We start from the raw sequence: 25,611 nt of genomic DNA on the forward strand, positions 1-25,611 counted from the left end.
CTGTTCCGGCACGCCGCCCCCGCGCCGCACGGCGTCCGGCGGCGGCTCGCCGGGTCGCTGCCCGCCGGCGGGCGCCGGGCTCATCCGGCGCCGCCTTCCTTGACCAGGCCGGGGGCGCGCCCGCCGAGCGCCAGATAGACGTCCTCCAGGCTGGCCGTGGCGAGGGTGAAGTCGTCGAGCGCGGCGAAGGCCGGGCCGGTGGTGACGGAGGCGACCACGCCGCGCGCCGCCTCCGGGGTGAGCCGCAGCGTCCAGCGGCGGCCGGCCACGGCGGCGCCGGCGCGCAGCGCCGCGATGTCGGGCACCTCCAGCGGCGGCCGGTCCCGCCACACCAGGTCCAGCCGGACCTCGTCGCCCAGCCGGGCCTTCAGGCCGCCGGGCGTGTCGCAGGCGATGATGCGCCCGCCGTCCAGCACCGCGACCCGGTCCAGTACCGTCTCGGCCTCGCTGACGTTGTGGGTGACCAGCAGCACGGTGGTGCCGCGCTCGGTGCGGCGGCGGTCGACGGCCGTCCACACGGCGCGCCGGGCCACCGGGTCCATGCCGGTGGTGGGCTCGTCCAGGACCAGGAAGGCGCGGTGGCCGGCCAGCGCGGCGGCCACGCAGGCGAGCCGCCGCTCACCCCCGGAGAGGGTCTTCAGCGGCCTGCCCGCCAGCGGGGCCAGGCCGAGCTCGTCGAGCACGGCGTCCCGTTCGTGGCGGGCGGCGAGGGCGCCCAGGCCGCGCAGCCGCCCGGTGGTCTCCACGGCGAGGGAGACGGTCAGCTCGTCCAGGGCGGTGGACTGCTGCCCGAGGTAGGCCAGCAGGCGCGGCGCCCGCCGGGGGTGGCGGCGCAGGTCGTGGCCGAGCAGGGTGATCCGGCCGGCGTCGGGCCGCAGCAGCCCGGTGAGCTGCCGCACCAGGGTGGTCTTGCCCGCGCCGTTGGGGCCCAGCAGGCCGAAGATCTCGCCGTGCCGCACCTGGAGGGAGATGCCGGCGTTGGCGCGCACCGGGCTGCGGTCGCGGCGCCGGCCGCGGTAGGTCTTCTCCAGCCCGGACACGTCCAGTGCGGCCGCGGCTCCGGCCGCGCTGTCGGCGGCGGGCCGGGCGGCGGTCGGGTCCGCGTCGGCCCGGACGAGGGGAGGGGGCACAGTGCACGAGCCTACGCCGCGCCGTGTCACGGCCACCGGCAGGGGGCCGTATCCCCCGTTGCCCGCCCCCGCCCGCCGGTCCGGCCCGCCGCGCACGCCGCCGGACGGCGGCACGGCGGTGCCGGGCGCGGGCACGCCAGGTCGCGCACCGTGCGGCGGCTCCGGCGCACAGCGGCGGCCGGGCGGGGCGGGGCCCTCAGCTGCCGGTGTGTTCGCGGGCGGTCTTGGCGCGGGTGTCGATCTCGCGCCAGAAGCCGGCCCGGATGGCATAGCGGTCCTGCTCGTCGATCTGGTCGTCCTTGTGCGCGAGCAGCCCGAATCTGGCCGCGTAGCGCAGCAGTTCGCCGTCGATGCGGTGCGGGATGCGCGGGTATTCGGCGGAGAGCTGGTGCAGCCGGGCCGGGGCGTTGAGGCGTTCCGCCCAGCGGCGGGCGTAGACCTGGCCGACCTCGAACGGGTCGCCGCTGACCGCGGTGATGTCCTCCTCGCGGTCGGCCCAGCGCTGCTCGGCCGTGGTCATCTGGGCGAGCACCGGCAGCGAGGCGGTCTCCGGGGATTCGCCGGGGCCGCGTTCCACCCAGCCGCGGTCGGAGGACCAGCGCAGCGTGGCCCCGGCCGCCGCGGAGCCGCCGGACGGGGCGGGTGCGGGCCGGCCCAGCGCGGCCAGGTCCTTGGGGGTCGGGACACCGCGGCCGGTGCTGCTCTGCTCCCGCTCCTGCTCGTCCTCCTCCCGGGGCGCGGCATGGTGGGCGGTGCCGTTCTTGGGGGTGTCCGGGCGGCCGTCCGGCCGGTCAGGGGCGGGGGGCGTGTCGGGCAGCGGTGCGGAGAGGATGGCGGCGATGTCGGGGCGGGTCGCGGTCTGCGGCACGCCGTCGGCGGACAGCGGCTCGCGCAGCCGCACCGAGCGGGTGATCCAGGCGCGGTCCAGCACCCGGCGTTCGTCCGCCTCGGCGACCAGGTCCTCGGACTGGTTGTAGTCGCCGTCCGCGGCCTGCACCGCCCACAGGTGGACGGCGACGCCGTGCTCCTTGGCGGACATCAGTCCAGGGAGCAGGTCGCCGTCGCCGGTGACCAGCACGATGTCCGCACAGGCCCGGTTGCGGGCGAGCTCGGTGAGTTCGGCGTGCATGGCGGCGTCCACGCCCTTCTGCGCCCAGCGCCCGTCGCTGCGGGTGAGGGCGCCCAGCCGGACGGTGACCCGGGGCATGACGCGCAGTCTGCGGTGCTCCGGCTGCGGCACCCGGTCGGGGGCGCCGTCGAACCAGTAGATGCGCAGCAGGGTGCAGCCGGTGTCGGCCTCGGCGCGCTCCCGCAGGGCCTGGATCAGCGCGGCGTGGTCGACGGTGATGCGGGGGCGGTTGGGCTCCCCGGCGAGCAGGCTCGCGGCGGCGCCCAGCAGGTATCCGGCGTCCACCAGCACGACGCAGCGATCCACGGTGCACCTCTTTCCCGTAGGTATCCCGGTGTGGCCGGGTTTCGTCTTCCCGGTTCGCCGGCGAATCACCCGAGGGCCCTCGCAAGCACCTGTCCGAGCACTCCACCAGAACTTTTCTTGAGTCTGCCCGAGACCGGCGCGGTTATCAGTCCCGGCCGGATCATCGGCGTGGCGAACCCGCTCCGGACAGCAACCCGGGCGGACTTGTCCGGAATGCGAGCCTCATCGGGTCGTGCGAGGCTGATCGCGCCTGGGAGTTCCACACGCACATCCCTGGAGGCGAGCGACCATGGCGAAGAACAAGAACCGCAAGAACCGCCCCGATCGGGCCGGCGGCGCCGAACAGGACCGGCGGGAACAGCGCGAGCAGCGGCCGGAGCAGGACGGGACCACCGCCAAAGGAGCCGGCTCCGCGACGGCCACCGCGCCGGCAGTGACCGCCAACCGCAAGAGGGAGAAGCGGTTCGGCCACAACTGAGCCCGCACGCCGGCGCTTGCGCGCCTCCCCTCCGAACCCCCCGGATCCACAGGTCTCCCGGGACGCCTCGGTCCCCGGGGGTTCCACAGAACCCGCCGATCCGCGTTCGGTGAGGCACCCGGGGGCCGTCCCGGACGGACGGCCCCCGCGGTGTGCCGGGATCAGCCGGCCAGACAGGACGGGCCGAGCAGCGCCTTGAGATCGCCGAAGAGTTCCGGCGCGGCCTGCACCCGGTGCCGGTCCAGCCGCAGCACGGTGGTGCCCCTGCCGTTGACGACCTTCACCCGGACCTCGCTGGTGCCGCGGTGATGGGTGAGGACCTCGCCGAGCTGCTGGACCAGCGGCGGGGTCAGCTTGACCTCCGGGATGGTGAGGGTCACCGTCGTGTCCGAGGCGGCCTCGCTCAGGTCGGGGACCATCAGCTCCATGGCCACGATCCGCGGCACGTCCTCCCGCTTGTCCAGCCGTCCCCTGACGAAGACGATCGCGTCCTCCACGAGCTGGGTGGAGACGAGCTGGTAGGTGGCCGGGAAGAACATGCAGTCGATGGAGCCCTCCAGATCCTCCACGGTGGCGATGGCCCAGGCGTTGCCCTGCTTGGTCATCTTCCGCTGGAGGCCGGAGACGATGCCGCCGATGGTGATCACCTGGCCGTCCGCGAAGTCGCCGGAGAGCAGCTGCGACATGGTGGCGTCGGCCTTGTCGCTCAGCAGGTGCTCCACCCCGAACAGCGGGTGGTCGGAGACGTACAGGCCGAGCATCTCCCGCTCCTGGGCGAGCAGATAGCTCTTGTCCCACTCCTCGGTGGTGAACTCCACGTCCATGCCGAAGCCGGGGCCGGAGTCCTCGTCGCCCCCGCCGAGGCCGCCGAACAGGTCGTACTGCCCCATCTCCTGCTTGCGCTTGACCTGCACCACGTTGTCGATCATCGGCTCGAAGGCGGCGCTCAGGCCCTTGCGGGTGTGCTTGAGCGAGTCGAAGGCACCGGCCTTGATCAGGGATTCGACGGTGCGCTTGTTGCAGACCACGACCTCCACCTTGTCCAGGAAGTCGGGGAAGGAGGTGAACCTTCCCTTGGACCGGCGGGCCCGGCCGATGGCCTCCACCACGTTGGCGCCGACGTTCCGCACCGCCAGCAGGCCGAAGACGATCACGTCGTCACCGCGCGGGGTGAAGTTGGCCTGCGACTCGTTAACGTCGGGCGGCAGCACCCGGATGCCCATCCGGCGGCACTCGTTGAGGTAGACCGCGGACTTGTCCTTGTCGTCCTTCACCGAGGTGAGCAGCGCGGACATGTACTCGGCCGGGTAGTTGGCCTTCAGGTAGGCGGTCCAGTAGGTGATCAGACCGTAGGCCGAGGAGTGCGCCTTGTTGAAGGCGTAGCCGGCGAACGGGACCAGCACGTCCCACACCGCCTTGATCGCCTCGTCCGAGAAGCCCTTCTCCCGGGCGCCCTTCTGGAAGTTGACGAACTCCTTCTCCAGCACCTCGGGCTTCTTCTTGCCCATGGCCCGGCGGAGCAGGTCCGCCTGTCCGAGCGAGTAGCCGGCGAGGATCTGGGCGGCCTTCTGCACCTGCTCCTGGTAGACGATCAGGCCGTAGGTGACGTCCAGGACCTCCTTGAGCGGCTCCTCCAGCTCCGGGTGGATCGGGGTGATCTCCTGCTGGCCGTTCTTCCGCAGGGCGTAGTTGATGTGCGAGTTCATGCCCATCGGGCCGGGCCGGTACAGGGCCGAGACCGCGGAGATGTCCTCGAAGTTGTCCGGCTTCATCATCCGCAGCAGGGAGCGCATGGGCCCGCCGTCGAACTGGAAGACGCCCAGGGTGTCGCCGCGCTGGAGGAGTTCGTACGTCTTGGGGTCGTCCAGCGACAGGTCGAGCAGGGTGAGGTCGATGCCCTTGTTCTGCTTGATGAGCTTGACCGCGTCATCCATGATCGTCAGGTTGCGCAGGCCCAGGAAGTCCATCTTCAGCAGGCCGAGCGCCTCACAGCTCGGGTAGTCCCACTGGGTCACCACCACGCCGTCGTTCTTCGGCGAGAAGACCGGGACGTGGTCGATCAGCGGCTCGCTGGACATGATCACGCCGGCCGCGTGCACACCCATCTGCCGCACCAGGCCCTCGATGCCGCGCGCCGCGTCGATCACCTTGGTGACGTCCGGCTCGTTCTCGTACATCGTGCGGATCTCGCCGGCCTCGGAGTACCGGGGGTGGTCCTTGTCGGTGATGCCGGACAGCGGCATGGACTTGCCCAGCACGTCCGCGGGCATGGCCTTGGTGATCCGGTCGCCGACCGCGTACGGATAGCCCAGCACCCGGGCCGAGTCCTTGATGGCGTTCTTCGCCTTGATGGTGCCGTAGGTGCCGATCATGGCCACCTTGTCGGCGCCGTACTTGTCGGTGACATACCGGATCACCTCGCCGCGCCGGCGCTCGTCGAAGTCGATGTCGACGTCCGGCATGGAGACGCGTTCCGGGTTGAGGAACCGCTCGAAGATCAGGCCGTGCTCGATCGGGTCCAGGTCGGTGATGCCCATGGCGTAGGCGACGATGGAGCCGGCCGCCGAGCCGCGGCCAGGACCGACCGCGATGCCGTTGTTCTTGGCCCACATGATGAAGTCGGCGACCACCAGGAAGTAGCCGGGGAACCCCATCTTGACGATGACGTCCATCTCGTACTCTGCCTGGCGCTGCCGGTCCTCGGGAACGCCGTCCGGCCAGCGGCGGGCCAGGCCGCGCCGCACCTCCTCACGGAACCAGCTCACCTCGTCGAAGCCCTCGGGCACGTCGAACCGCGGCATCAGGTTGCGGAACTCGAACATGCCGGTGGTGTCCACCCGGTCGGCGATCATCTCCTGGGTGTTGCGGCAGCCCTGCTGCCAGGCCTCCGAGGAGTCGATGGCGTACATCTCCGCCGCCGACTTCAGGTAGTAGCCGGAGCCGTCGAACTTGAAGCGGTCGGGGTCGGAGAGATTGCTGCCGGTCTGGATGCACAGCAGGGTGTCGTGGGCCGACGACTCGCTCTCGAAGGTGTAGTGCGAGTCGTTGGTCACCACGAAGGGGGCGTTCAGCTTGCGGGCGATCTCCTCCAGACCGGCCCGGGCCCGCCGGTCGATGTCGATGTTGTGGTCCATCAGCTCGACGAAGAAGTTCTCCCGGCCGAAGATGTCCTGGTACTCCCCGGCCGCCTTGAGGGCCTCGTCCATCTGGCCGAGGCGGATGCGGGTGGAGACCTCCCCGGAGGGACAGCCGGTGCTGCCCATCAGGCCCTCGGCGTACTCGGCCAGCAGTTCGCGGTCCATCCGCGGCTTGCGGAAGTAGCCCTCCAGGCTGGCCCGGGACTGGGCACGGAACAGGTTGTGCAGGCCGGTGGCGTTGCGCGCCCAGATGGTCATGTGGGTGTAGGCGCCGGCACCGGCGACATCGTCGTTCTTCTGGTGCGGGGCGCCCCACTTGACCGGGCGGTTGTAGCGGCGGTGCTCGGGCGCCACATAGGCCTCGATGCCCATGACCGGGGTGATGCCCGCGTCCTTGGCCTTGTGGAAGAAGTCGTAGGCGCCGTGCAGGTTGCCGTGGTCGGTGATGGCCAGGTGGGTCATGCCCATGTCCCCGGCCGCCTTGAACAAGTCCTTCAACCGCGCCGCGCCGTCCAGCAGCGAGTACTGGGTGTGTACATGCAAGTGCGTGAAGGGCTTGCTCACCACACGGACCTTCCGACGGGCTCGGTCATGGACTGGGGCCGGTGCGGGACCCGCGCACCGATGCCCCGACCCTACTCCTGAACGGCGTCCGCGACGGCCCTCGGCACACCCCGGCCTCGTCGGCAAAACCGCAGGTCAGGCCAGGTGCTACCGCAAACGGCGAGGTCAGCGCCGAATAACGAATCGGAGTGTGATCTTTACCCGTGGGCCCGCGCTCCCGCAGGCCCGCACCGCTCACCGGCCCCGGCGGCCGGGCCGTCGCGCGCACCGCGGCCCCGCATCCGCGCCGGAGCCGGAAGACCGGGACCACCGGCTCTGTCAGGCGCGCGCGGCACATGGCAGACTCGCCCCCGATGGGCATCTCGGAAGCAGGCATACGCATCGCGCGCGCCGCGGTCTTCACCGCGCTGTGCGTCGCGCTGTCCGCCGGTGCCCATGTGTTCTTCTCCGCCACCCCGCTCCCGGTGCTCACCGTGGCCGCGGTGGCTGTCGCGGTCTTCGCCCTGGCCTTCCCGCTCACCGGCCGGGAACGCCGCTTCGGCTCCATCGCCGCGCTGCTGGTGCCCCTCCAGCTCGTCCTCGACACCGTGTTCACCACCGGCCAGACCACCTGCTACGGCACGGCGGCCACGGCCGGCGGCGCAGCGGCGCCGGTACCGAGGGTGAGCGCGCTCAGCCTGCTCTGCGCGGGGGGCGACGTGGGCACTCCGCTGGCCCGCTTCGCGGCCGGCGCCGAGCCGGCCGCCCACCCGGCGGGTCCCTGGCTGCTGCTGGCCGTGCACGTGGCGGTGGCCCTGGCCGCGGCCGGCTGGCTGCGCGGCGGCGAGGCGGCGCTGGCCCGGCTGGTCAGGGCCGCCGGAGCGGTCACCTTCCGCCCGCTGCTGCTGGCGGTCACCGGCCGGCCACCGCTGCCCGGGCCGCGGACGGCGGTCCGCCCGCGCCGTGCCGAGCGGCGGCCGGGGCAGGTCCGGGCGCTGCTGCTCGGCCACTGTGTCATCCGCCGGGGGCCGCCGCGGGCCGCGGTGATCTAGCAGGCCGGACGGACCCGGCCCGGAGCACGACCCGGGGCAGCCCGGCGCACCGTCACACCACCGCATGCCCGCCGCGCGGCACGGTCCGCGCGCGGCCGGGCCTGCCGCCGCCCCGCGCCGCCCCGGCAGCCCACCCCCCCTCGTCCGGGCCACCGCCCACCGGCCGGCCACGGACGCGAACCACGACGGAGACATCCACATCATGAGCAAGCGCAACAGCCAGGAAGCCAAGCGCGCCGCCCGCGAGCGGCTGCGCGCCGAGCGGGAGAAGCAGGCCAAGCGGGAGAAGGTCCGCAGGCAGCTGGTGGTCGGCGGCGTCATCGTCGGCGTGCTGGCCGTCGCGGGCGTGGTCGGCGTGGCCGTCGCCAACCTGAGCGGCGGCGGCGACAGCACCGACTGGGACACCGTCGCCGAGCAGGCGAACGAGGCACAGGAGAACGGCGACACCTCCTACCAGATACCCGCCAACGCCTCCGGCGAGGACGGCCTGACCGTCAGGCTCGGCGAGGAGACCGCGGCGGACTCCGTCATCCTGTTCGCGGAGCCGCGCTGCCCGCACTGCGCCGAGTTCGACCACGCGGTCGGCGAGGCCTTCACCGACGCCGTCAAGAACGGCGACATCCAGGCCGAGTACATCTTCGGCGCCTTCTTCGACGACAACCCGGGCGGCGGCACCGGCTCCAAGAACGCCATCAGCGCGCTGGGCGCGGCGCTCAACGTGAGCGAGGACGCCTTCCTCGGCTACCTGGAGGCGCTGTACTCCGAGGAGTTCCACACCAGCTCCAACAGCGCCACCGACTTCGAGAGCGACGAGCGGCTGGTGAAGATCGGCAAGAGCGTGGACGCCCTCTCCGACCCGGCGGACTTCGCGGCGTTCGAGAAGGCCGTCAACGAGAGCACCTACGCGGAGTGGGCGGTGCTGATGGCCGAGAAGTTCGGCGAGGTCTCGCCCGAGTACGGGGTCACCGGCACCCCGGGCCTGGTGGTCAACGGCACCAAGGTGGAGACCCCGATGAGCCCGGAGGCCTTCCGGCAGGTGCTGGACGCCAGCGAGCCCGCGGCCGAGGAGCAGCCCGCCGAGGGCGAGAAGGCCGAGGAGTCCCAGGAGTCCGAGGAGACCGAGGAGACCGAGCCGGCCGACGAGTGACCCCCGGCCCCCGGGCGGGTGGCGGGAGGGCCGTCCCGCCACCCGCCCGGCCCGCGGACCGACCCTGACCGGCGTCCGAAGCTCCGGCGAACTCTCGGTGCCCTGGGCCCGGTTCGCGCTACGCGCGGATAACCTTCCGGATCGTGACCGAGATTCGTGATCCGAACCGCACCGGCACCACCACACCCACCCGGCGCACCGTGGTCACGGCCGCGGGCGCNCGTCCGAAGCTCCGGCGAACTCTCGGTGCCCTGGGCCCGGTTCGCGCTACGCGCGGATAACCTTCCGGATCGTGACCGAGATTCGTGATCCGAACCGCACCGGCACCACCACACCCACCCGGCGCACCGTGGTCACGGCCGCGGGCGCCACCGCGGCCACCGCCGCCGCCCTGCCCCTGCTCGGCGCCGGCCCCGCCCGCGCCGCCGCCACCGCGGACGGCACCACCGGCGGCACCGTCTTCCGGCACGGCGTCGCCTCCGGCGATCCGCTGCCCGACGGCATCCTGCTGTGGACCCGCGTCACGCCCGTCCCCGAGGCGCTGCCCGGCTCCGGAGCCGGCCCCGACACCCCGGTCCGCTGGGAGGTCGCCGAGGACGAGGCGTTCACCGCCGTCCGCGCCTCCGGCACCGTCACCGCGACCGCCGCCGCCGACCACACCGTGCGGGCGGACGTGCGCGGACTGCGCCCCGCCACCACCTACTGGTACCGCTTCACCGCCGGCACCGGCTCCTCCGCGGAGGTCTCCCCCACCGGGCGCACCCGCACCGCGCCCGGCGACGGCGCGCCCGTGGCCGGACTGCGCTTCGGCGTCGTCTCCTGCTCCAACTACGAGGCCGGCTACTTCGCCGCCTACCGCCACCTGGCCGCCCGCCGCGACCTGGACGCCGTGCTGCACCTGGGCGACTACCTCTACGAGTACGGCACCGGGCAGTACCCGGCCCGCCCGGTCCGCGCACACGAACCCGCCCACGAGATCCTCACCCTGGCCGACTACCGCGCCCGGCACGCCCACTACCGCTCGGACCCGGACCTGCGCGCGCTGCACGCCGCCCACCCGGTGATCGCGGTCTGGGACGACCACGAGACCGCCAACGACGCCTGGTCCGGCGGTGCCGGGAACCACGACCCGGCCACCGAGGGCGACTGGCAGCGGCGCCGGGCCGCCGCCACCCGCGCCTACTTCGAGTGGATGCCGGTCCGCCCGGCGGCCGAGGGCACGGTGTTCCGGCGGCTGCGCTTCGGCTCGCTGGCCGAGGTGCACCTGCTGGACCTGCGCTCGTTCCGCGACCGGCAGGCCGCGGCGGGCGACGCCGCCGTCGACGACCCGGACCGGACCCTCACCGGGCGGGCCCAGCTGGACTGGCTGACCGCCGGGCTCAGCGCCTCCGGGGCCCGGTGGCAGCTGATCGGCACCTCGGTGATGATCTCCCCGGTGGCCTTCGGCTCGGTGCCGTCGTATCTGCTGCGGCCCATCGCCGAGTGCCTGGGCCTGCCCTCCGGCGGCCTGGCCGTCAACCCCGACCAGTGGGACGGCTACACCGCGGACCGCAGACGGCTGCTCCGCCATCTGCACACCTCCGGCATCGGCAACGCCGTCTTCCTGGCCGGTGACGTCCACATGCACTGGGCCAACGCCGTGCCGCTGGAGGCCGCCACCTATCCGCACAGCCCGGCGGTCGCCACCGAGTTCGTGGTCACCTCCGTCACCTCGGACAACGTCGACGACCTGCTGGGGGTGCCGCCGCAGACCGTCTCGGTGGTCGCGGCAGCCGCCATCCGGGCCGCCAACCGCCATGTGAGCTGGGTGGATCTGGACTCGCACGGCTACGGCGTACTGGATCTCACCCACGAGCACACGCAGATGGACTACTACGCGGTCAGCAGCCGCAGCGACCCCGGCGCCTCGGTGCGGCACCTGCGGTCGTACCGCACGGCCGCCGGCCGGCCGGGGCCGGAGCGGGTGGCCGGTCCCGTGCTCTGACCCGCCCCCGGGGGGCGGAGCCTCCCGGGGAGCCGGGCGGGACATCGCGACGGGCGTTCCCGGCCGCCCGCCGGCCCGCACCGCGAGAACCGATTCCGCCGGGGCCGGCTCAGCCGGCCCCGGCCAGGAAGTCCAGTGCCACCGCCCAGGTGCGCCGGGCCGCCTCGGCGTCCCAGTCCGGCAGCTCCGGATCGGTGTACAGATGCCCGGCGCCCCGGTAACGGAAGACCTCCACCTCGGCCCCGGCCCGCCGCATCCGCAGATACCAGGCGTTCAGCCAGTCCTCGGTCTCGAAGGGATCGGGCTCGGCCACGTGGAGCTGCACCGGCAGCCCGTCCGGCACCCGCGCGTTCCCGGCGATGTCCGCGGTGCCGTGCAGCATCAGCAGCCCGCGCGCCTTCTCGTCGCCCAGCGCCACGGTCTGGGCCAGCGAGGCGCCGAGCGACAGCCCCGCGTAGACCACCCCCGCGTCCGAGTGCGGGGCGCTGGCGGCCACGGCGCGGCGCAGCAGTTCGTCCCGTCCGACCGCCTCGGCGATCTCCATGCCCTGCACCACGGACCCGGCCGTCCGCCCGTCGTAGAGATCCGGGGTCCACACCCGGTGTCCGGCGGCCCGCAGCCGCTCGGCGGCGTCCCGCACGGCGGGCCGCAGCCCGTAGGCGGAGTGGAACAGCATGACATCGGCCACAGTGTCGGCACCTTCCGGGCAGCTCAGGGGGGAAGCGGATCCGATGATCCCATCTTGCCGGTTAGCCTGTGCGCGAACGTCCGCACAACAATCCCGTCGGCCGACGGAGACTCGCCGACCGGAGGAGGAGCTGCACCCCTATGGAGGACGTACTGCGGCCGGCCCTGGTGTTCGGCGGCACCATCGCGGTGACGCTGCTGGTGGGCTGGGTGATCGACCGTGCGCTGCACGCGGCCACCGAGCGCCACCCGGAGAACCAGTTGCCCGAGCTGCTGCGGCGCTGCCAGCTGCCGCTGCAGCTGCTGCTCGGCTCGGCGGCGCTCCAGGCCACCTACGACCTTGCGGAGCTGGACCTGAAGCAGGACCGGGCGGTGCAGAGCGTCCTGGCGCTGCTGACCATCGCCGCCGCGGCCTGGCTGGTGATCCGGGCGGCCGGCGCGGTGGCGGAGAACACCCTGGCCGCCTACGCCGCCCGGACCGACGACATGGCCCGGGTGCGCCAGTTCCGCACCCAGCTGGGCATGCTCCGCCGGATGGTGACCACGGTGCTGGCGGTGGTCGCCGCCGCCATGGCGATACTGCTGGTCTTCCCCTCGCTGCGCACCGTGGGCACCTCGCTGCTCGCCTCGGCCGGGGTGATAGGCATCATCGCCGGCGTGGCCGCCCAGTCGATGCTGGGCAATCTGTTCGCCGGTCTCCAGGTGGCCTTCGGCGACTCGGTGCGGATCGGCGACACCGTGGTGGTGGACGGCGAGTGGGGCGTGGTCGAGGAGATCAGCCTGGCCTTCCTGACCGTCCGGATCTGGGACGACCGGCGGCTGACCATGCCGGTGTCGTACTTCAACAGCAAGCCGTACGAGAACTGGTCGCGCGGCGGCACCGAGATCACCGGCACCGTCTACTTCCATCTCGACTACACCACACCGGTGCCCGAGATGCGGTCCGCGCTGCAGGAGTTCCTGCTCGGCCGCAAGGAGTGGGACGGCCGGTCCTGGAGCCTGGTGGTCACCGACACCACGCCCACCACCATCGTGGTGCGGGCCGCGATGTCCACCCGGAACGCGGACGACGCCTGGACCCTGCGCTGCGCGGTGCGCGAGGAGATGATCTCCTGGCTGCGCGCCCATCACCCGTACGCCCTGCCCCGGGTGCCCACGGGCCCGGCCGCCCTGCCGCCGCAGCGGCGGGAGCGGCAGGAGCAGCAGGAGGGCGCCGCACCGGGCGAGTCCCTGGGCCGCGGCTGAGGCGCGCACGACGCCGACGGCCCACGGCCCCGCCGGGCCTGGGCGGGAGCGGATCTGACCCGCTCCCGCCCAGGCCCGGCGGTTTCCGGGGAAGCGGGGCGCCGGGGCCGCGCCGGACGGGTCAGGCGCTTTCGGCGCGGACGGTGTCCAGCGCGTGCCGCAGATCGTCCGGGTAGCCGCTCTCGAACTCCGCCCAGCGGCCGTCCGCCGGGTGCTCGAAGCCCAGCCGCACCGCGTGCAGCCACTGCCGGGTCAGCCGCAGCCGGCGCGCCAGGGTGGGGTCGGCGCCGTAGGTGAGGTCGCCGACGCAGGGGTGGCGGTGGGCGGCCATGTGCACCCGGATCTGGTGGGTGCGGCCGGTCTCCAGCCTGATGTCGAGCAGGCTGGCCGCGCGGAACGCCTCCACCAGGTCGTAGTGGGTGACCGCGGGCTTGCCGGCCGCGGTCACCGCCCACTTGTAGTCGTGCTGCGGGTGGCGCCCGATGGGGGCGTCGATGGTGCCGCTGAGCGGGTCGGGGTGGCCCTGCACCAGCGCGTGGTAGCGCTTGTCCACGGTGCGGTCCCGGAACTGCTGCTTGAGCCGGGAGTAGGCGAGCTCGGACTTGGCCACCACCATCAGTCCGGAGGTGCCCACGTCCAGCCGGTGCACGATGCCCTGCCGCTCGGCCGCGCCGGAGGTGGCGACCCGGAAGCCGGCCGCGGCCAGCCCGCCGATCACGGTGGGGCCGGTCCAGCCGGGGCTGGGGTGTGCCGCCACACCGACCGGCTTGGCCACCACCACCAGATCGTCGTCGTCGTGGACGATCTCCATGCCCTCGACCGGTTCGGCCACCATCCGCACCGGGGCGGGCGGGGCGGGCATCTCGACCTCCAGCCAGGCGCCGCCGGTGACCCGCTCCGACTTGCCGACCTCGATGCCGTCCAGCCGGACCTTGCCTGCCGCGGCCAGTTCGGCCGCCCTGGTGCGGGAGAACCCGAGCATCCGGGCGAGTGCGGCGTCGACCCGCTCTCCCTCCAGTCCTTCCGGTACGGGCAGGGTGCGGGTCTCGGGAAGCATGCTCACCCGGACGAGTATGCCGGACGGCCCGGCCGCCGCCGCACCCGCTCACCGCCGCTACCGGGCGTCGGTGCCCTTCCCCGGCTCCTCGCCCGGCTCCCCGGACCGCCCCGGCTCCGCCGGCCGCTCGGGCCGCTCCTGCTCCCCGGGCCGCTCCTGCTGCTCGGGCTGCTCCGGCTGCTCGGGCTGCTCCGGCTCGTCACCGTGCCGGGTGCCGTCCGGGTCCAGGCCGCGGAAGGACAGCAGCACGATGAGGATGCCGCCGCACACGATCGCCGAGTCGGCCAGGTTGAAGACGGCGAAGTACTTGGGGGCGATGAAGTCCACCACCGCGCCCTTGCCCACGCCCGGGGCCCGGAAGATCCGGTCGGCCAGATTGCCCATCGCACCGCCCAGCAGCAGCCCCAGCGCGATCGCCCAGGGCACGCTGTAGAGCTTGCGGGCCAGCCGGATGATGACCACGATCACCGCGGCGGCGATGCAGGTGAAGACCACGGTCAGCGCCTGGCCCATGCCGAAGGCCGCGCCGCTGTTGCGCACCGCCTCCAGCCGCAGCCATTCCCCGATGACCTCGACCGGAGCGCGCCGCTCCAGCCACTCCACCACGATGATCTTGCTGATCAGGTCGAGCACGAAGGCCAGCGACGCCACGGTGGCGAGCACGCCGATGCGCCGCCGGCCGCGGCGCTTCGCCGCGCCGTCGGTGACGGTCTCCCCGGCCGCGCCGGGTACGGGCTCCTCCGCCCCGGGGTGCCGGTCCGGCCTGTCGATGGTGCGCTCCGCCTCAGTCACGCAACGAGCCTACGACACCCGCGCCCCGCACCCGCAGGGTGCCGACCCCTGCCGGTGCCGGACCGGGCGCCGGTTCCGGGGCGGCTGCCGCCCCGGAACCGGTTCTCAGAACCGCCGCTCCTGGCGCTGCTTGCAGTCCACGCACAGGGTGGCCCGGGGAAACGCCTGCATCCGGGCCTTGCCGATGGGGTTGCCGCAGTTCTCGCACAGTCCGTAGGTACCCGCCTCCAGCCGCCGCAGCGCCCGCTCGGTCTGGTAGAGCATCTCCCGGGCGTTCCCGGCGAGCGCCATCTCGTGCTCCCGGGTGGCGTTCTTGCTGCCGGTGTCGGCCTGGTCGTCCCCCGCGCCGTCGCCGGAGTCCCGCATCAGGCCGGAGAGCGCGGCCTCGGAGGCGGTGATCTCCTCGCGGAGCTGTTCCGCCTCGCGGTTCAGCTCGTCCTGTGCCTCGGCCACCTCCTCCGGGGTCCACGGATCCTCGCCGGCGCGGACCGCGAGATCGCCGGGAGCGGCCGCGCGGGCCGGGGGCACCGCCGAGGCGGCGTCCGGACGTGCCGTCGTGGTCTTCTTCGCTGCCACCTTCTTGGCTCCTGTCGTCGTGGCCCGCCCGCGGGCCTGCCGCCCCGCGGCCGAGGCCCTGTCGCCCGCCGCCTTGCGGGGGGTCTTCGCCGCCGGTTTCTTCCCGGTCTTCTTCGCCGCCTTCCCCGCCGTCTGCCCGGCGGCGCCGGGGGAACGTTTCCCGGCGGTCCGCTGCGCGGCCGGCTCAGACGCCTCCGGCGCGGCGCTCTTCTTCGCCACCATGGCCGCAGCTCCTTCAGATAGTGTGATCTTGCCCGCGAAACGTGTCCGGAACGATAAATCGACTCTTTACGGGCAGCAACCGGGGCGCGCCGGTCCCTCTCCGTTGTGCCCCGCCCGGCGGTGCCATAACCGGTCGTGCCCGCTCGCGCGATCCCCGTACACTGGACCGAGCGACAGGCGATGACGGGGACGAGTAGCGTCGTCAGCCGCCCGCAGCGACCCGGGGACGGTGCAAGCCCGGGGGCCGGCGCGGCGCGAAGATCACCCCCGAGCCGCCGGAAGAACGCTCCGCGGTCCGCCGCGGAGTCATTAGACCCGGCAGCGCGGCAAACGAGAGGGCGGCGGCCCGTGCCGGCAGGCACGTCCGGGCCGGCGCCAAGGAGGGTGGTACCGCGGGACCCCGCGCAGCGGCCGGTCTCGTCCCTCCGACGGAACACGGAGCATGGCCTGTCCGCCGGAGGAAACCCCCGATGACGCAAGCCCCGCAGTACCGCCCGGTCCCGGCCCAGGTGGACCTTCCCGCCCTGGAGCACCAGGTGCTGGCGTTCTGGGACGAGAACAAGACCTTCGCCCGCACCCTGGCGCAGTCCGAGGGCCGCCCGGAGTGGGTGTTCTACGAGGGTCCGCCGACCGCCAACGGCATGCCCGGCACCCACCACATCGAGGCCCGCGTCTTCAAGGACGTCTTCCCCCGCTACCGCACCATGCGCGGCTACCACGTGGCCCGTAAGGCCGGCTGGGACTGCCACGGCCTGCCGGTGGAGCTGGCGGTGGAGAAGGAGCTCGGGTTCAGCGGCAAGCAGGACATCGAGCGCTACGGCATCGCCGAGTTCAACGCCAGGTGCCGCGAGTCGGTGACCCGGCACACCGACGCCTTCGCCGAGCTGACCCGCCGGATGGGCTACTGGGTCGATCTGGACGACGCCTACTGGACCATGGACCCGGCCTACATCGAGTCCGTGTGGTGGTCGCTGAAGCAGATCCACGCCAAGGGCCTGCTGGTGCAGGACCACCGGGTGGCGCCCTGGTGCCCGCGCTGCGGCACCGGCCTGTCCGACCACGAGCTGGCCCAGGGCTACGAGACCGTGGTCGACCCGTCGGTCTACGTCCGCTTCCCGCTCACCTCCGGCCCGCTGGCCGGGAACACCGCGCTCCTGGTCTGGACGACCACCCCCTGGACCCTGGTCTCCAACACCGCCGTGGCGGTGCACCCGGAGGTGACCTACGCGGTCGCCACCGACGGCAGCGAGCGCCTGCTGGTGGCCGACGCCCTGGTGGAGAAGGCACTCGGCGAGGGCTGGAGCCGCACCGGCGAGACCTTCACCGGCCGCGAGCTGGAGCGCTGGGCGTACCGCCGGCCCTTCGGGCTGGTCCCGGAGTCCGCCTTCGGCGAGGGCGCGCACTTCGTGGTCACCGCGGGCTACGTCACCACCGAGGACGGCACCGGCCTGGTCCACCAGGCGCCCGCCTTCGGCGAGGACGACCTGCGCACCTGCCGCGGCTACGGCCTGCCGGTGGTCAACCCGGTGCGCGCCGACGGCACCTTCGAGCCGGAGCTGGAGCTGGTCGGCGGGCAGTTCTTCAAGAAGGCCGACGAGGCCCTGGTGGCCGACCTGGAACGGCGCGGCCTGCTGCTGCGCCACCTGCCCTACGAGCACAGCTACCCGCACTGCTGGCGCTGCCACACCGCGCTGCTCTACTACGCCCAGCCGTCCTGGTACATCCGCACCACCCAGATCCAGGACGCGCTGCTGCGGGAGAACGAGAAGACCGCCTGGGTGCCGGAGTCGGTCAAGCACGGCCGCTACGGCGACTGGCTGTCCAACAACGTCGACTGGGCGCTGTCCCGCAACCGCTACTGGGGCACCCCGCTGCCCGTCTGGCGCTGCGGCGAGGGCCATCTCACGGTGATCGGCTCGCTGGCCGAGCTGTCCGAGCTGACCGGCCGCGACCAGTCCGGCCTCGACCCGCACCGCCCCTTCATCGACGAGGTCGCCTTCCCCTGCACCGCGGACGGCTGCGGGCTGCTCTCCGAGCGGGTCCCCGAGGTCATCGACTGCTGGTACGACTCCGGCTCCATGCCCTTCGCCCAGTGGGGCTACCCGCACCGCAACAAGGAGCTGTTCGACAAGCGGTACCCGGCACAGTTCATCTCCGAGGCGATCGACCAGACCCGCGGCTGGTTCTACACCCTGATGGCCGTCGGCACCCTGGTCTTCGACAAGTCCTCCTACGAGACCGTGGTCTGCCTGGGCCACATCCTCGCCGAGGACGGCCGCAAGATGTCCAAGTCGCTGGGCAACATCCTGGAGCCGATCCCGCTGATGGAGCAGCACGGCGCGGACGCGGTGCGCTGGTTCATGGCGGCCGGCGGCTCCCCCTGGGCGGCCCGCCGGGTCGGCCACGGCACCATCCAGGAAGTGGTCCGCAAGACCCTGCTGACCTACTGGAACACCGTGGCCTTCCAGGCCCTCTACGCCCGCACCGCGGGCTGGGCGCCCTCGGCCGCGGACCCGGCCCCGGCCGGGCGCCCGCTGCTGGACCGCTGGCTGCTCAGCGAGCTGCACGCGCTCACCGAGATGGTCACCTCGGCCATGGACCGCTACGACACCCAGCGGGCCGGCAAGCTGCTCTCCACCTTCGTCGACGACCTGTCCAACTGGTACGTGCGCCGCTCCCGCCGCCGCTTCTGGCAGGGTGACCGGGCGGCGCTGAGCACCCTGCACGAGGTGCTGGAGACGGTCACCCGGATGATGGCCCCGATGGTGCCGTTCATCACGGAGCGGGTCTGGCAGGACCTGGTCGTGCCGGTCACCCCGGACGCCCCGCACTCGGTGCATCTGGCCTCCTGGCCGGAGACGGACCACGCGCTGATCGACCCGGATCTCTCCCGGGACATGCTGCTGGTCCGCCGCCTGGTCGAGCTGGGCCGGGCCACCCGCGCCGAATCCGGGGTGAAGACCCGGCAGCCGCTCTCCCGCGCGCTGATCGCCGCCCAGGGCTTCGAGCTGCTCAGCGACGAGCTGCGGGAGCAGATCGCCGAGGAGCTGAACGTCACCTCGCTGGCCTCGCTCTCCGAGATCGGCGGCTCCCTGGTGGACACCAGTGCCAAGGCCAACTTCCGCGCCCTGGGCAGCCGGTTCGGCAAGCGGACCCAGGTGGTGGCCAAGGCCATCGCCGCGGCCGACGCCGCGCAGTTGTCCGCCGCGCTGCGGGCGGGCAACGCCACGGTGGAGGTCGAGGGCGAGGAGATCATGCTCTCCCCGGAGGAGGTCATCATCACCGAGACCCCGCGCGAGGGCTGGTCGGTGGCCTCGGACGCGGGCGCCACGGTGGCGCTGGACCTGGAGATCACCCCGGAGCTGCGCCGGGCCGGCCTGGCGCGGGATGTCATCCGGCTGGTCCAGGAGGCCCGCAAGAACAGCGGCCTGGACGTGGCCGACCGGATCGCGGTCCGCTGGCACAGCGAGGACCCGGAGCTCTCCCGGGCCATGGCCGACCACCAGGCGCTGATCAGCGGTGAGGTGCTGGCCACCGAGTTCACCCGGGCCGAGCCCGGCGAGCCGGTCCCGGAGGGCTTCGGCGAGGAGTTCACCGACGCCGCTCTCGGCCTGGCCTTCCGGCTCCGCCGCCAGTGAGCCGGCCCGGCCGCGCGCCCGCGCGCGGCCGGCATGCGGCACCGCACAGGGGCGCGGCCCGGACGATGGTCCGGGCCGCGCCCCTGCCGATGTGCCTGCGAGGTGCCGACTCGCGTCGTGGGCTCAGGTGATCAGTTGTCGTCCTCGTCGATGAGGAAGCCGCGCATCGGTGACGGTGCCTGCTGCATGGGCTGCGGGCCCTGCGGCCGGACCGGCGCCATCGGCTGGGTCATCGCCGGGGACATCTGCTGCTGGCCGCCGTAGGACGGCTGGGGACCGGGGCCGCCGCCCTGGTTGCCGCCCATCGAGGGGCCACCGTTCCCCATGGAGGGACCGGAGTTCATGCCGCCGCCCATGGTGCCGCCCATGGTGCCGCCCATGGGACCGCCGGCACCGGCCATCGACGGCGCCGGGCTCGGGGACGGCGGCAGCGACGGCGCGGAGGAACGCGGCGGGGCCAGCGAGTCGTCGGCCTGGCTCTCCAGCTGGCGGAGCTGGCTCTCCAGGTAGGACTTCAGGCGGGTGCGGTACTCCCGCTCGAATCCGCGCAGGTCCTCGACCTTGCGCTCCAGGGTGGCGCGGGCGGACTCCAGGGAGCCCATGGCCACGCGGTGCTTCTCCTGGGCGTCCCGCTCCAGGGCGTCGGCCTTGGCGCGGGCGTCCCGCTCCAGGCCCTCGGCACGGCTGCGCGCCTCGCTGACGATCTTGTTCGCCTCGGCACGCGCCTCGGCGATGGCCTGGTCCGCGGTCTGCTGGGCCAGGGACAGCACCCGGGCAGCGCTCTCGTTGCCCATCGGCTGCTGCGGCATGCCGGGACCGCCCGGGCCACCCGGACCGCCCGGTCCCATGGGGCCGCCCATGTGGCCCTGGTGCTGCATGCCGCCGGGGCCCATCGGGCCCTGGGGGTGGCCCTGGTGCTGCATGCCGCCCGGTCCGCCGTGACCCATCGGGTGCCCACCGGGGCCGCCGGGGCCACCGGGGCCGCCCGGACCGGGGAGCTGGGGCGGGCCGCCCATGGGGCCGCCCTGCTGCGGCACCGGGGCGGGTCCGGATATGGCCGGCGGTCCGCCGGGACGATCCTGCGGGCCGCCCGGTCCCTCGGGCTTGCGCATGTTCTGCTGGTTCTGTGCCGCGGCCCGGGTCGCCGCGGCCAGCTTGGCGCGCAGATCCTCGTTCTCGCGCAGCAGCCTGGTCAGCTCCGCCTCGACCTCGTCAAGGAAGGCATCGACCTCGTCCTCGTCATAACCTTCTCGGAGTCGGACGGTCGTGAACTGCTTGTTCCGCACGTCCTCGGGGGTCAGCGGCATCTCTTCACCTCAACGTAAGTCGTCGGCACATCGGCATGACCGTACTCACTCACAACGCACTGCCGACGAAGCTGATCAGAATCCAAACGATGATCATGAGCACGAAGAAGGACAAATCAAGCGCCACACCCCCGAAGCGCAGCGGTGGGATGACCTTCCGCAGGGCTTTCAGCGGCGGATCGGTGACAGTGTAGGTGGCCTCCAGGGCGACGATCATCGCCCGGCCCGGCTGCCAGGCCCGCGCAAACATGAAGACGTAGTCCATCACCAGGCGGAAGAGCAGGAGGCCGATCAGGCAGTACAGGGCGATATAGATCACCTGTAGAACGACGTTCATCCTGCCTGTCCCTCTCCCCTGCCTCAGGCCCGGCCTCCCGGCCGGGCCGTCTTCCTCTCGGTGCTCGGTACGCAGTCCTTCGCGCGCTCGCGGATCAGCTCTGGTTGAAGAACCCGCCCTCCGCGATGCGGGCCTTGTCCTCCGCCGTTACATCGACGTTAGCAGGCGACAGCAGAAAGACCTTCTGCGTCACCCGCTCGATGCTGCCATGGAGGCCGAACACAAGACCAGCCGCAAAGTCGACAAGTCTCTTCGCGTCGGTGTCGTCCATCTCGGTCAGGTTCATGATCACCGGGGTGCCCTCACGGAAGTGTTCCCCGATAGTACGGGCCTCGTTGTAGGTCCGGGGGTGCAGCGTGGTGATCCGGTAGGGCTCCCGCTCGGACACGACTTTGGGCATGATCACCGGTGCGCTCTTCTCCAGATTCTGGCGATCGGATGTGATGGAAGACACGGGCGCGATTCGGGCGGATCGCCTGCTTTCCGGCATCAGCGGGGCCGGCGGGGGCTCCGCCTCACGGGGAGCGGGCGGCTGCATGACCCGCACCGGCTCCGGCGGCTCGTCCCTGGCCGCCAGTTCGGCCGGGGGACGGCGGCGTTCTCGCTCGGGCTCGGGCTCCGGCTCGAAGTCGTCGTCGCCATAACCCTGCCGCTCGTACCCGTCGTCCTCCACCAGGCCGAGGTAGACCGCCATCTTGCGCATCGCGCCAGCCATCGACTGCGTCCTCCGCTCTGTGGGGACCGGCTCCGGCCTGCCGGCGCCGGGGGACCCTTTCTGCCCGATTTGCTCGCTAATGACCATATTTTCGGCTGTGATCCGCTTGAGGTGACGTTACCGGAGCACTGCGCGGACTCCCAGTACCGCGCTTCCGACACGTACATGTGTCGCACCGGCAGCGATCGCCTCCTCCAGGTCGCCACTCATGCCCGCCGAAACCATGGTGGCAGCCGGAGCCTCCGCCCGCAGGCTCCTTGCGACATCCATCAGCCGCTCGAAGGCGGCGCGCGGCCGACCGGCGTACGCCCCCGACAGCGGGGCCACCGTCATCACCCCGGCCAGCCGCAGCCCGGGAGCGGCGGCGATGGCCGCCGCGAGCTCGGGCACTTCCCCGGGTGCCGCCCCGCCCCGGCCGCCGTCCCCGGCCGGGGCGCCCTCCTTCTCCAGGGCGACCTGCACCAGACAGTCCAGCTCGGAACGACCCTGCGAACGCACCGCCGAAGAGAGCGCGGACACCAGCCGCAGCCGGTCGACGGAGTGCACCACATCCGCGTAACGGACCACGGAGCGCGCCTTGTTGGTCTGCAACTGGCCGACGAAATGCCAGGTCAGCGGCAGATCGGCGCAGAGGGCCGCCTTACCGGCGGCCTCCTGGTCGCGGTTCTCCGCCACCTGCCGCACGCCCAGCCCGGCCAGCAGCCGGACGTCCTCGGCCGGATAGGTCTTGGTGACCACGACCAGGGTCACGTCCGTGCGCGGGCGCCCCGCCGCGTCACAGGCGCGGGTGATGCGCTCCTCCACCCGGGCGAGCCGCCCGGCCAGCTCCTGCCGCCGCCGCTCGCCCGCGCCGTCCCCGTCCACCGCCATCCCGCTCCCGCCGCTTCCGCCGCGGCCGGCCGAGGCCGCCGCCGATCCCGTCTCCGCCGTCTCCGCCGCCACTGCTGTCTCCGCCGGCGCTGCCGCCGCCGTCGGGCGCCGGCTCACCGCTCGGCCAGCCAGAGGTAGCTCGCCAGGCGGCCGGTCCGGCCCTCCCGGCGATAGGAGAAGCAGTCCTCCGACTCCATGGTGCAGACCGGGGAGGCCAGCACCTCGGTGACCCCCGCCGCCCGCAACTGCCGCCGCACGCCGCCCGGGATGTCCACCGCCGGGGTGCCCCGCCGGGTCACCGCGGCCGAACCGGGCACCGCGTCCTCCAGTTCGTCCCGCATCGCGGCCGGCACCTCGTAACAGGCACCGCACACCGTGGGGCCGGTGCGGGCGAGGATGCGCCGGGGGTCCGCGCCCAGCCGGCGCATGGCCGCCACCGTGGCCGGGACCACTCCGGCGGCCAGTCCGGGACGGCCGGCGTGCGCCACGCCCGCCACCCCGGCGGCCGGATCGGCCAGCAGCACCGGGCAGCAGTCCGCGGTGAGCACCGCCAGCGCCAGCCCGCGCCGCGCGGTGACCACCGCGTCCACGGGCGGAAGCGGGTCCCCGCCGGTGCCGCCGTTCCCGGGTGCCGCGGGCCACGGCCGGTCGACCACGGCCACCTCACTGCCGTGCACCTGGTTCATCCACACCACGTCCGCCGGATCGAGCCCCAGCGAACGGGCCGCCAGCGCGCGGTTGGCCCGCACCGCCTCCGGGTCGTCCCCGACCGCACCGCCCAGGTTGAGCTCATCGAACGGAGCGGCGCTCACCCCGCCCCACCTGTCGGTGAAGGCGAAGTGCGCGCCGCCGGTGGTGATCCACTGCGCTATCACGGGCTCTCACGGAAGATTCACGTGCGGGGCGTTCCGGGCCGGGGCCGGCATGCCGGGACTGGCCGGAAACCGCTGGTCCGTCACTTGAGGAAATCGGGAACGTCCAGCTCCTCGACGGGGCCGCCGTCGTAGGGCCGGGCGGGGGGAAGCTGGCTGCCGCCGCCCAGCAGGGAGTCGTTGTCGGACGAGGCCGGGGCGGGCTCGGGTGCCTTCTTCTCCTCCTCGCGGGAGCCCAGCGAGCCCAGGTTGCCGAAGGCCGGGCGCTCCGGCTCGGGCTCCGGGGCCGGCCGCTCCGCGGCGGCGGAGGCACCCTCCTCCCGGCCGCCGTAGGCGCCGAGCACCTTGTCCCGGCTGCGGGACGGGGGCTGGCCGCCGTCGAACCCGGCCGCGATCACCGTCACCCGCACTTCGTCGCCCAGGGCGTCGTCGATCACCGCGCCGAAGATGATGTTGGCCTCCGGGTGGGCGGCCTCGCTGACCAGCTGGGCCGCCTCGTTGATCTCGAACAGGCCCAGATCGGAGCCGCCGGAGATGGAGAGCAGCACGCCGCGCGCGCCGTCGATGGAGGCCTCCAGCAGCGGGGAGGAGATGGCCATCTCGGCGGCGGCGACCGCGCGGTCGTCCCCGCGCGCCGAGCCGATGCCCATCAGCGCCGAACCGGCCTCCGACATCACCGACTTGACGTCCGCGAAGTCCAGGTTGATCAGGCCGGGGGTGGTGATCAGATCGGTGATGCCCTGCACACCGGAAAGCAGCACCTGGTCGGCCGACTTGAATGCGTCCAGCACGCTGACCTGGCGGTCCGAGATGGACAGCAGCCGGTCGTTGGGGATGACGATCAGGGTGTCGACCTCTTCGCGCAGCGCCGCGATGCCGTCCTCGGCCTGGTTGGCCCGGCGGCGGCCCTCGAAGGTGAACGGCCGGGTCACCACGCCGATGGTCAGGGCGCCCAGCGAACGGGCGATGTTGGCGACCACCGGGGCACCGCCGGTGCCCGTGCCGCCGCCCTCGCCCGCCGTGACGAAGACCATGTCGGCACCCTTGAGCACCTCCTCGATCTCCTCCCGGTGGTCCTCGGCGGCCTTGCGGCCGACCTCGGGGTTGGCCCCCGCGCCGAGTCCGCGCGTCAGCTCGCGGCCGACGTCGAGCTTGACGTCGGCATCGCTCATCAGCAGGGCCTGGGCATCCGTATTGATCGCGATGAACTCGACGCCCTTGAGACCGACCTCGATCATCCGGTTGATGGCATTGACGCCACCGCCGCCGATCCCGACGACCTTGATGACTGCGAGGTAGTTCTGCGGTGCTGCCACGTCGAAGGCCTCTCGCCTCGAGTTCCGTGCCGGTGCCGCCTGCCCGGAGCAGACCACCGGCTGATGCCGTTGGGACGGTGGGATACGCCGACCCCGAACCCTAACGCCCAAGTTTAGGGTTACCTGTGCTTCCGTTCCCGGGATTCCTTGGAACGGACACTAAGTCGGCAGGCCGTTCGCGTTCAATGAACACGCCGAACCTCCCGTTTTTCTTTTCACCCTATGTGATCACGCGAGGGACTCTCAACCAGGGTGCAGGACAACCGGCCTGGCCCGTGCCGCCACCGGGCCGCGCCGGACGGCCTCGGCGGGGCCGCCGGTCAGGACACGGCCGCGGCCGGCGCGCTGGGAACGCTGATGTCAAAGTACCGCGCTTCCTCGGCCGCTTTCATCACCGCGGTCAGCGCGGCGACCTTCGCCTCGGTCTGCTCCGGACTTCCCCAGCGCACCGTGCGTCCCCCGGCCAGCTCCAGGCTGATGGAGTCATAGGAACGCACCCGGACCACTTCCGTCTGGCGGTGCAGGGCGGGCGGCAGCGCCGCGACCACCCCGACCGCCGCGGTGACGATCCGTTCCTCGCCGAACCGGCGCAGGCCGGCGTTCTGTTCGAGCTCCAGCGAGAGCAGCGGAATGCCGGGCACCGCCTCCGGCACCACTCCGAAGGAGACCCCGTCGATGTCGACCTCCGCGAAGCCGTCCTGTGCGGGCACCAGCACCACGGCCTGACGCTCGGTCACCTTGATGACCACCCGGTCGGGCCAGGCGCGGACCACCTCCACGTCCTTCAGCCGGGGCAGGGCCTCCAGCAGCCGGTCGCGCACCGCGTCCTTGTCCAGCCGTGCCATGGGCTCGCCCACCGGCACGGCGGCGGCCGCGGCGATCCGGTCGGCCTCCAGCACCCGCGGGCCGTCCCCGGCCCAGCCGACCGCGACCCGGTCGATGCGCAGCCAGGAGGAGGCGTAGAGCGCCCAGCCGCCGAACGCGACGACCGCGGCCAGCAGCACGGCGGGCACCAGCAGCAGGCCGCGCCGCGACAGCCGCCGGCGCCGCCGCTCCGGCGGCACCGGCGCA

19 protein-coding genes and 1 pseudogene are annotated in these 25,611 nt (G+C 72.9%); 6 read left to right on the top strand and 14 right to left on the bottom strand.

Features of this window, described 5'->3' with window-relative positions; translation table 11 throughout:
• Nucleotides 1-80: 80 nt before the first annotated feature.
• Together GQS09_RS15940 and GQS09_RS15945 are read right to left on the bottom strand one after the other, a co-directional pair.
• A complete protein-coding gene (locus tag GQS09_RS15940; protein WP_207957891.1) occupies nt 81-1,046 on the bottom strand; it encodes an ABC transporter ATP-binding protein in 966 nt (321 codons plus the stop codon).
• 280 nt (nt 1,047-1,326) lie between these two features.
• Nucleotides 1,327-2,565, bottom strand: coding sequence for an NYN domain-containing protein (locus GQS09_RS15945; protein WP_165986745.1), 1,239 nt, complete (start codon nt 2,563-2,565; stop codon nt 1,327-1,329).
• A gap of 289 nt (nt 2,566-2,854) precedes the next feature.
• Here GQS09_RS15945 and GQS09_RS15950 point away from each other — a divergent pair, with 289 nt between their 5' ends.
• Nucleotides 2,855-3,043 carry a hypothetical protein gene (locus GQS09_RS15950; RefSeq protein ID WP_165986746.1) on the top strand — a complete coding sequence of 63 codons (189 nt, stop codon included), beginning with the start codon at nt 2,855-2,857 and terminating at the stop codon, nt 3,041-3,043.
• Nucleotides 3,044-3,204: 161 nt separating this feature from the next.
• Here GQS09_RS15950 and dnaE read toward each other — a convergent pair whose 3' ends face one another.
• The gene (gene dnaE / locus GQS09_RS15955) at nt 3,205-6,747 is read right to left on the bottom strand and encodes a DNA polymerase III subunit alpha (RefSeq protein WP_165986747.1); all 3,543 of its coding nucleotides are present in this window, start codon (nt 6,745-6,747) and stop codon (nt 3,205-3,207) included.
• Between the two features lie 350 nt (nt 6,748-7,097).
• On the opposite strand from dnaE, the gene GQS09_RS15960 reads away from it, so the two are divergent.
• The 3 genes from GQS09_RS15960 (at nt 7,098) to GQS09_RS15970 (ending at nt 10,906) form a co-directional block, all read left to right on the top strand.
• Nucleotides 7,098-7,775 (top strand): hypothetical protein, encoded by a 678-nt coding sequence (locus GQS09_RS15960; protein ID WP_165986759.1) that lies wholly within the window; start codon nt 7,098-7,100, stop codon nt 7,773-7,775.
• 202 nt (nt 7,776-7,977) lie between these two features.
• On the top strand, nt 7,978-8,922 hold the full coding sequence (locus tag GQS09_RS15965; RefSeq protein WP_165986748.1) for a thioredoxin domain-containing protein: 945 nt from the start codon (nt 7,978-7,980) through the stop codon (nt 8,920-8,922).
• Nucleotides 8,923-9,214: 292 nt separating this feature from the next.
• Nucleotides 9,215-10,906, top strand: coding sequence for an alkaline phosphatase D family protein (locus GQS09_RS15970; RefSeq protein ID WP_313896160.1), 1,692 nt, complete (start codon nt 9,215-9,217; stop codon nt 10,904-10,906).
• A 109-nt stretch (nt 10,907-11,015) separates the two neighbouring features.
• Here GQS09_RS15970 and GQS09_RS15975 read toward each other — a convergent pair whose 3' ends face one another.
• On the bottom strand, nt 11,016-11,639 hold the full coding sequence (locus GQS09_RS15975) for a dienelactone hydrolase family protein (protein ID WP_399552529.1): 624 nt from the start codon (nt 11,637-11,639) through the stop codon (nt 11,016-11,018).
• Between the two features lie 95 nt (nt 11,640-11,734).
• Here GQS09_RS15975 and GQS09_RS15980 point away from each other — a divergent pair, with 95 nt between their 5' ends.
• Nucleotides 11,735-12,838 (top strand): mechanosensitive ion channel family protein, encoded by a 1,104-nt coding sequence (locus tag GQS09_RS15980; RefSeq protein WP_165986750.1) that lies wholly within the window; start codon nt 11,735-11,737, stop codon nt 12,836-12,838.
• Between the two features lie 121 nt (nt 12,839-12,959).
• Here the strand turns inward: GQS09_RS15980 and GQS09_RS15985 are convergent, their stop codons facing one another.
• From GQS09_RS15985 to GQS09_RS15995, 3 genes and pseudogenes are all read right to left on the bottom strand, one after another.
• Nucleotides 12,960-13,901: an RluA family pseudouridine synthase gene (locus GQS09_RS15985; protein WP_165986751.1), complete on the bottom strand. Its 942-nt coding sequence runs from the start codon at nt 13,899-13,901 to the stop codon at nt 12,960-12,962.
• A 192-nt stretch (nt 13,902-14,093) separates the two neighbouring features.
• Nucleotides 14,094-14,687 (bottom strand): annotated as a pseudogene (gene lspA, locus GQS09_RS15990) (signal peptidase II); the annotation flags it as partial.
• Between the two features lie 105 nt (nt 14,688-14,792).
• Complete coding sequence (locus GQS09_RS15995) at nt 14,793-15,485, bottom strand: TraR/DksA family transcriptional regulator (RefSeq protein ID WP_165986753.1); 693 nt, start codon at nt 15,483-15,485, stop codon at nt 14,793-14,795.
• A gap of 470 nt (nt 15,486-15,955) precedes the next feature.
• Here GQS09_RS15995 and ileS point away from each other — a divergent pair, with 470 nt between their 5' ends.
• On the top strand, nt 15,956-19,123 hold the full coding sequence (gene ileS, locus GQS09_RS16000; RefSeq protein WP_165986754.1) for an isoleucine--tRNA ligase: 3,168 nt from the start codon (nt 15,956-15,958) through the stop codon (nt 19,121-19,123).
• A 131-nt stretch (nt 19,124-19,254) separates the two neighbouring features.
• Here ileS and GQS09_RS16005 read toward each other — a convergent pair whose 3' ends face one another.
• From GQS09_RS16005 to GQS09_RS16035, 7 genes are all read right to left on the bottom strand, one after another.
• Nucleotides 19,255-20,430 (bottom strand): DivIVA domain-containing protein, encoded by a 1,176-nt coding sequence (locus GQS09_RS16005; RefSeq protein ID WP_165986755.1) that lies wholly within the window; start codon nt 20,428-20,430, stop codon nt 19,255-19,257.
• 49 nt (nt 20,431-20,479) lie between these two features.
• Nucleotides 20,480-20,767, bottom strand: a complete 288-nt coding sequence (locus GQS09_RS16010) for a YggT family protein (RefSeq protein WP_093838842.1) — start codon at nt 20,765-20,767, stop codon at nt 20,480-20,482.
• A 94-nt stretch (nt 20,768-20,861) separates the two neighbouring features.
• The gene (locus GQS09_RS16015; RefSeq protein ID WP_165986756.1) at nt 20,862-21,482 is read right to left on the bottom strand and encodes a cell division protein SepF; all 621 of its coding nucleotides are present in this window, start codon (nt 21,480-21,482) and stop codon (nt 20,862-20,864) included.
• Between the two features lie 117 nt (nt 21,483-21,599).
• Entirely contained in the window at nt 21,600-22,352 is a 753-nt protein-coding gene (locus GQS09_RS16020; protein WP_165986757.1) for a YggS family pyridoxal phosphate-dependent enzyme, read from the bottom strand.
• Between the two features lie 113 nt (nt 22,353-22,465).
• Nucleotides 22,466-23,227, bottom strand: a complete 762-nt coding sequence (gene pgeF, locus GQS09_RS16025) for a peptidoglycan editing factor PgeF (protein WP_313896161.1) — start codon at nt 23,225-23,227, stop codon at nt 22,466-22,468.
• 80 nt (nt 23,228-23,307) lie between these two features.
• The gene (gene ftsZ / locus GQS09_RS16030; RefSeq protein ID WP_165986758.1) at nt 23,308-24,540 is read right to left on the bottom strand and encodes a cell division protein FtsZ; all 1,233 of its coding nucleotides are present in this window, start codon (nt 24,538-24,540) and stop codon (nt 23,308-23,310) included.
• A 320-nt stretch (nt 24,541-24,860) separates the two neighbouring features.
• The coding region (locus GQS09_RS16035) for a cell division protein FtsQ/DivIB (RefSeq protein ID WP_243761460.1) at nt 24,861-25,611 on the bottom strand (751 nt) is incomplete at its 5' end.

Origin of the sequence: Streptomyces sp. YIM 98790 (assembly GCF_011421595.1) — a bacterium.
Taxonomy (GTDB): Bacteria; Actinomycetota; Actinomycetes; order Streptomycetales; family Streptomycetaceae; genus Streptomyces.

What these genes read in the sequence shown, in the direction of transcription:
- GQS09_RS15995 (WP_165986753.1), bottom strand. Translation starts at nt 15,485, where the DNA reads ATGGTGGCGAAGAAGAGCGCCGCGCCGGAGGCGTCTGAGCCGGCCGCG.
- ileS (WP_165986754.1), top strand. Translation starts at nt 15,956, where the DNA reads ATGACGCAAGCCCCGCAGTACCGCCCGGTCCCGGCCCAGGTGGACCTT.
- GQS09_RS15965 (WP_165986748.1), top strand. Translation starts at nt 7,978, where the DNA reads ATGAGCAAGCGCAACAGCCAGGAAGCCAAGCGCGCCGCCCGCGAGCGG.
- GQS09_RS16005 (WP_165986755.1), bottom strand. Translation starts at nt 20,430, where the DNA reads ATGCCGCTGACCCCCGAGGACGTGCGGAACAAGCAGTTCACGACCGTC.
- GQS09_RS16010 (WP_093838842.1), bottom strand. Translation starts at nt 20,767, where the DNA reads ATGAACGTCGTTCTACAGGTGATCTATATCGCCCTGTACTGCCTGATC.
- GQS09_RS16020 (WP_165986757.1), bottom strand. Translation starts at nt 22,352, where the DNA reads ATGGCGGTGGACGGGGACGGCGCGGGCGAGCGGCGGCGGCAGGAGCTG.
- GQS09_RS16015 (WP_165986756.1), bottom strand. Translation starts at nt 21,482, where the DNA reads ATGGCTGGCGCGATGCGCAAGATGGCGGTCTACCTCGGCCTGGTGGAG.
- GQS09_RS15980 (WP_165986750.1), top strand. Translation starts at nt 11,735, where the DNA reads ATGGAGGACGTACTGCGGCCGGCCCTGGTGTTCGGCGGCACCATCGCG.
- GQS09_RS15960 (WP_165986759.1), top strand. Translation starts at nt 7,098, where the DNA reads ATGGGCATCTCGGAAGCAGGCATACGCATCGCGCGCGCCGCGGTCTTC.
- GQS09_RS15950 (WP_165986746.1), top strand. Translation starts at nt 2,855, where the DNA reads ATGGCGAAGAACAAGAACCGCAAGAACCGCCCCGATCGGGCCGGCGGC.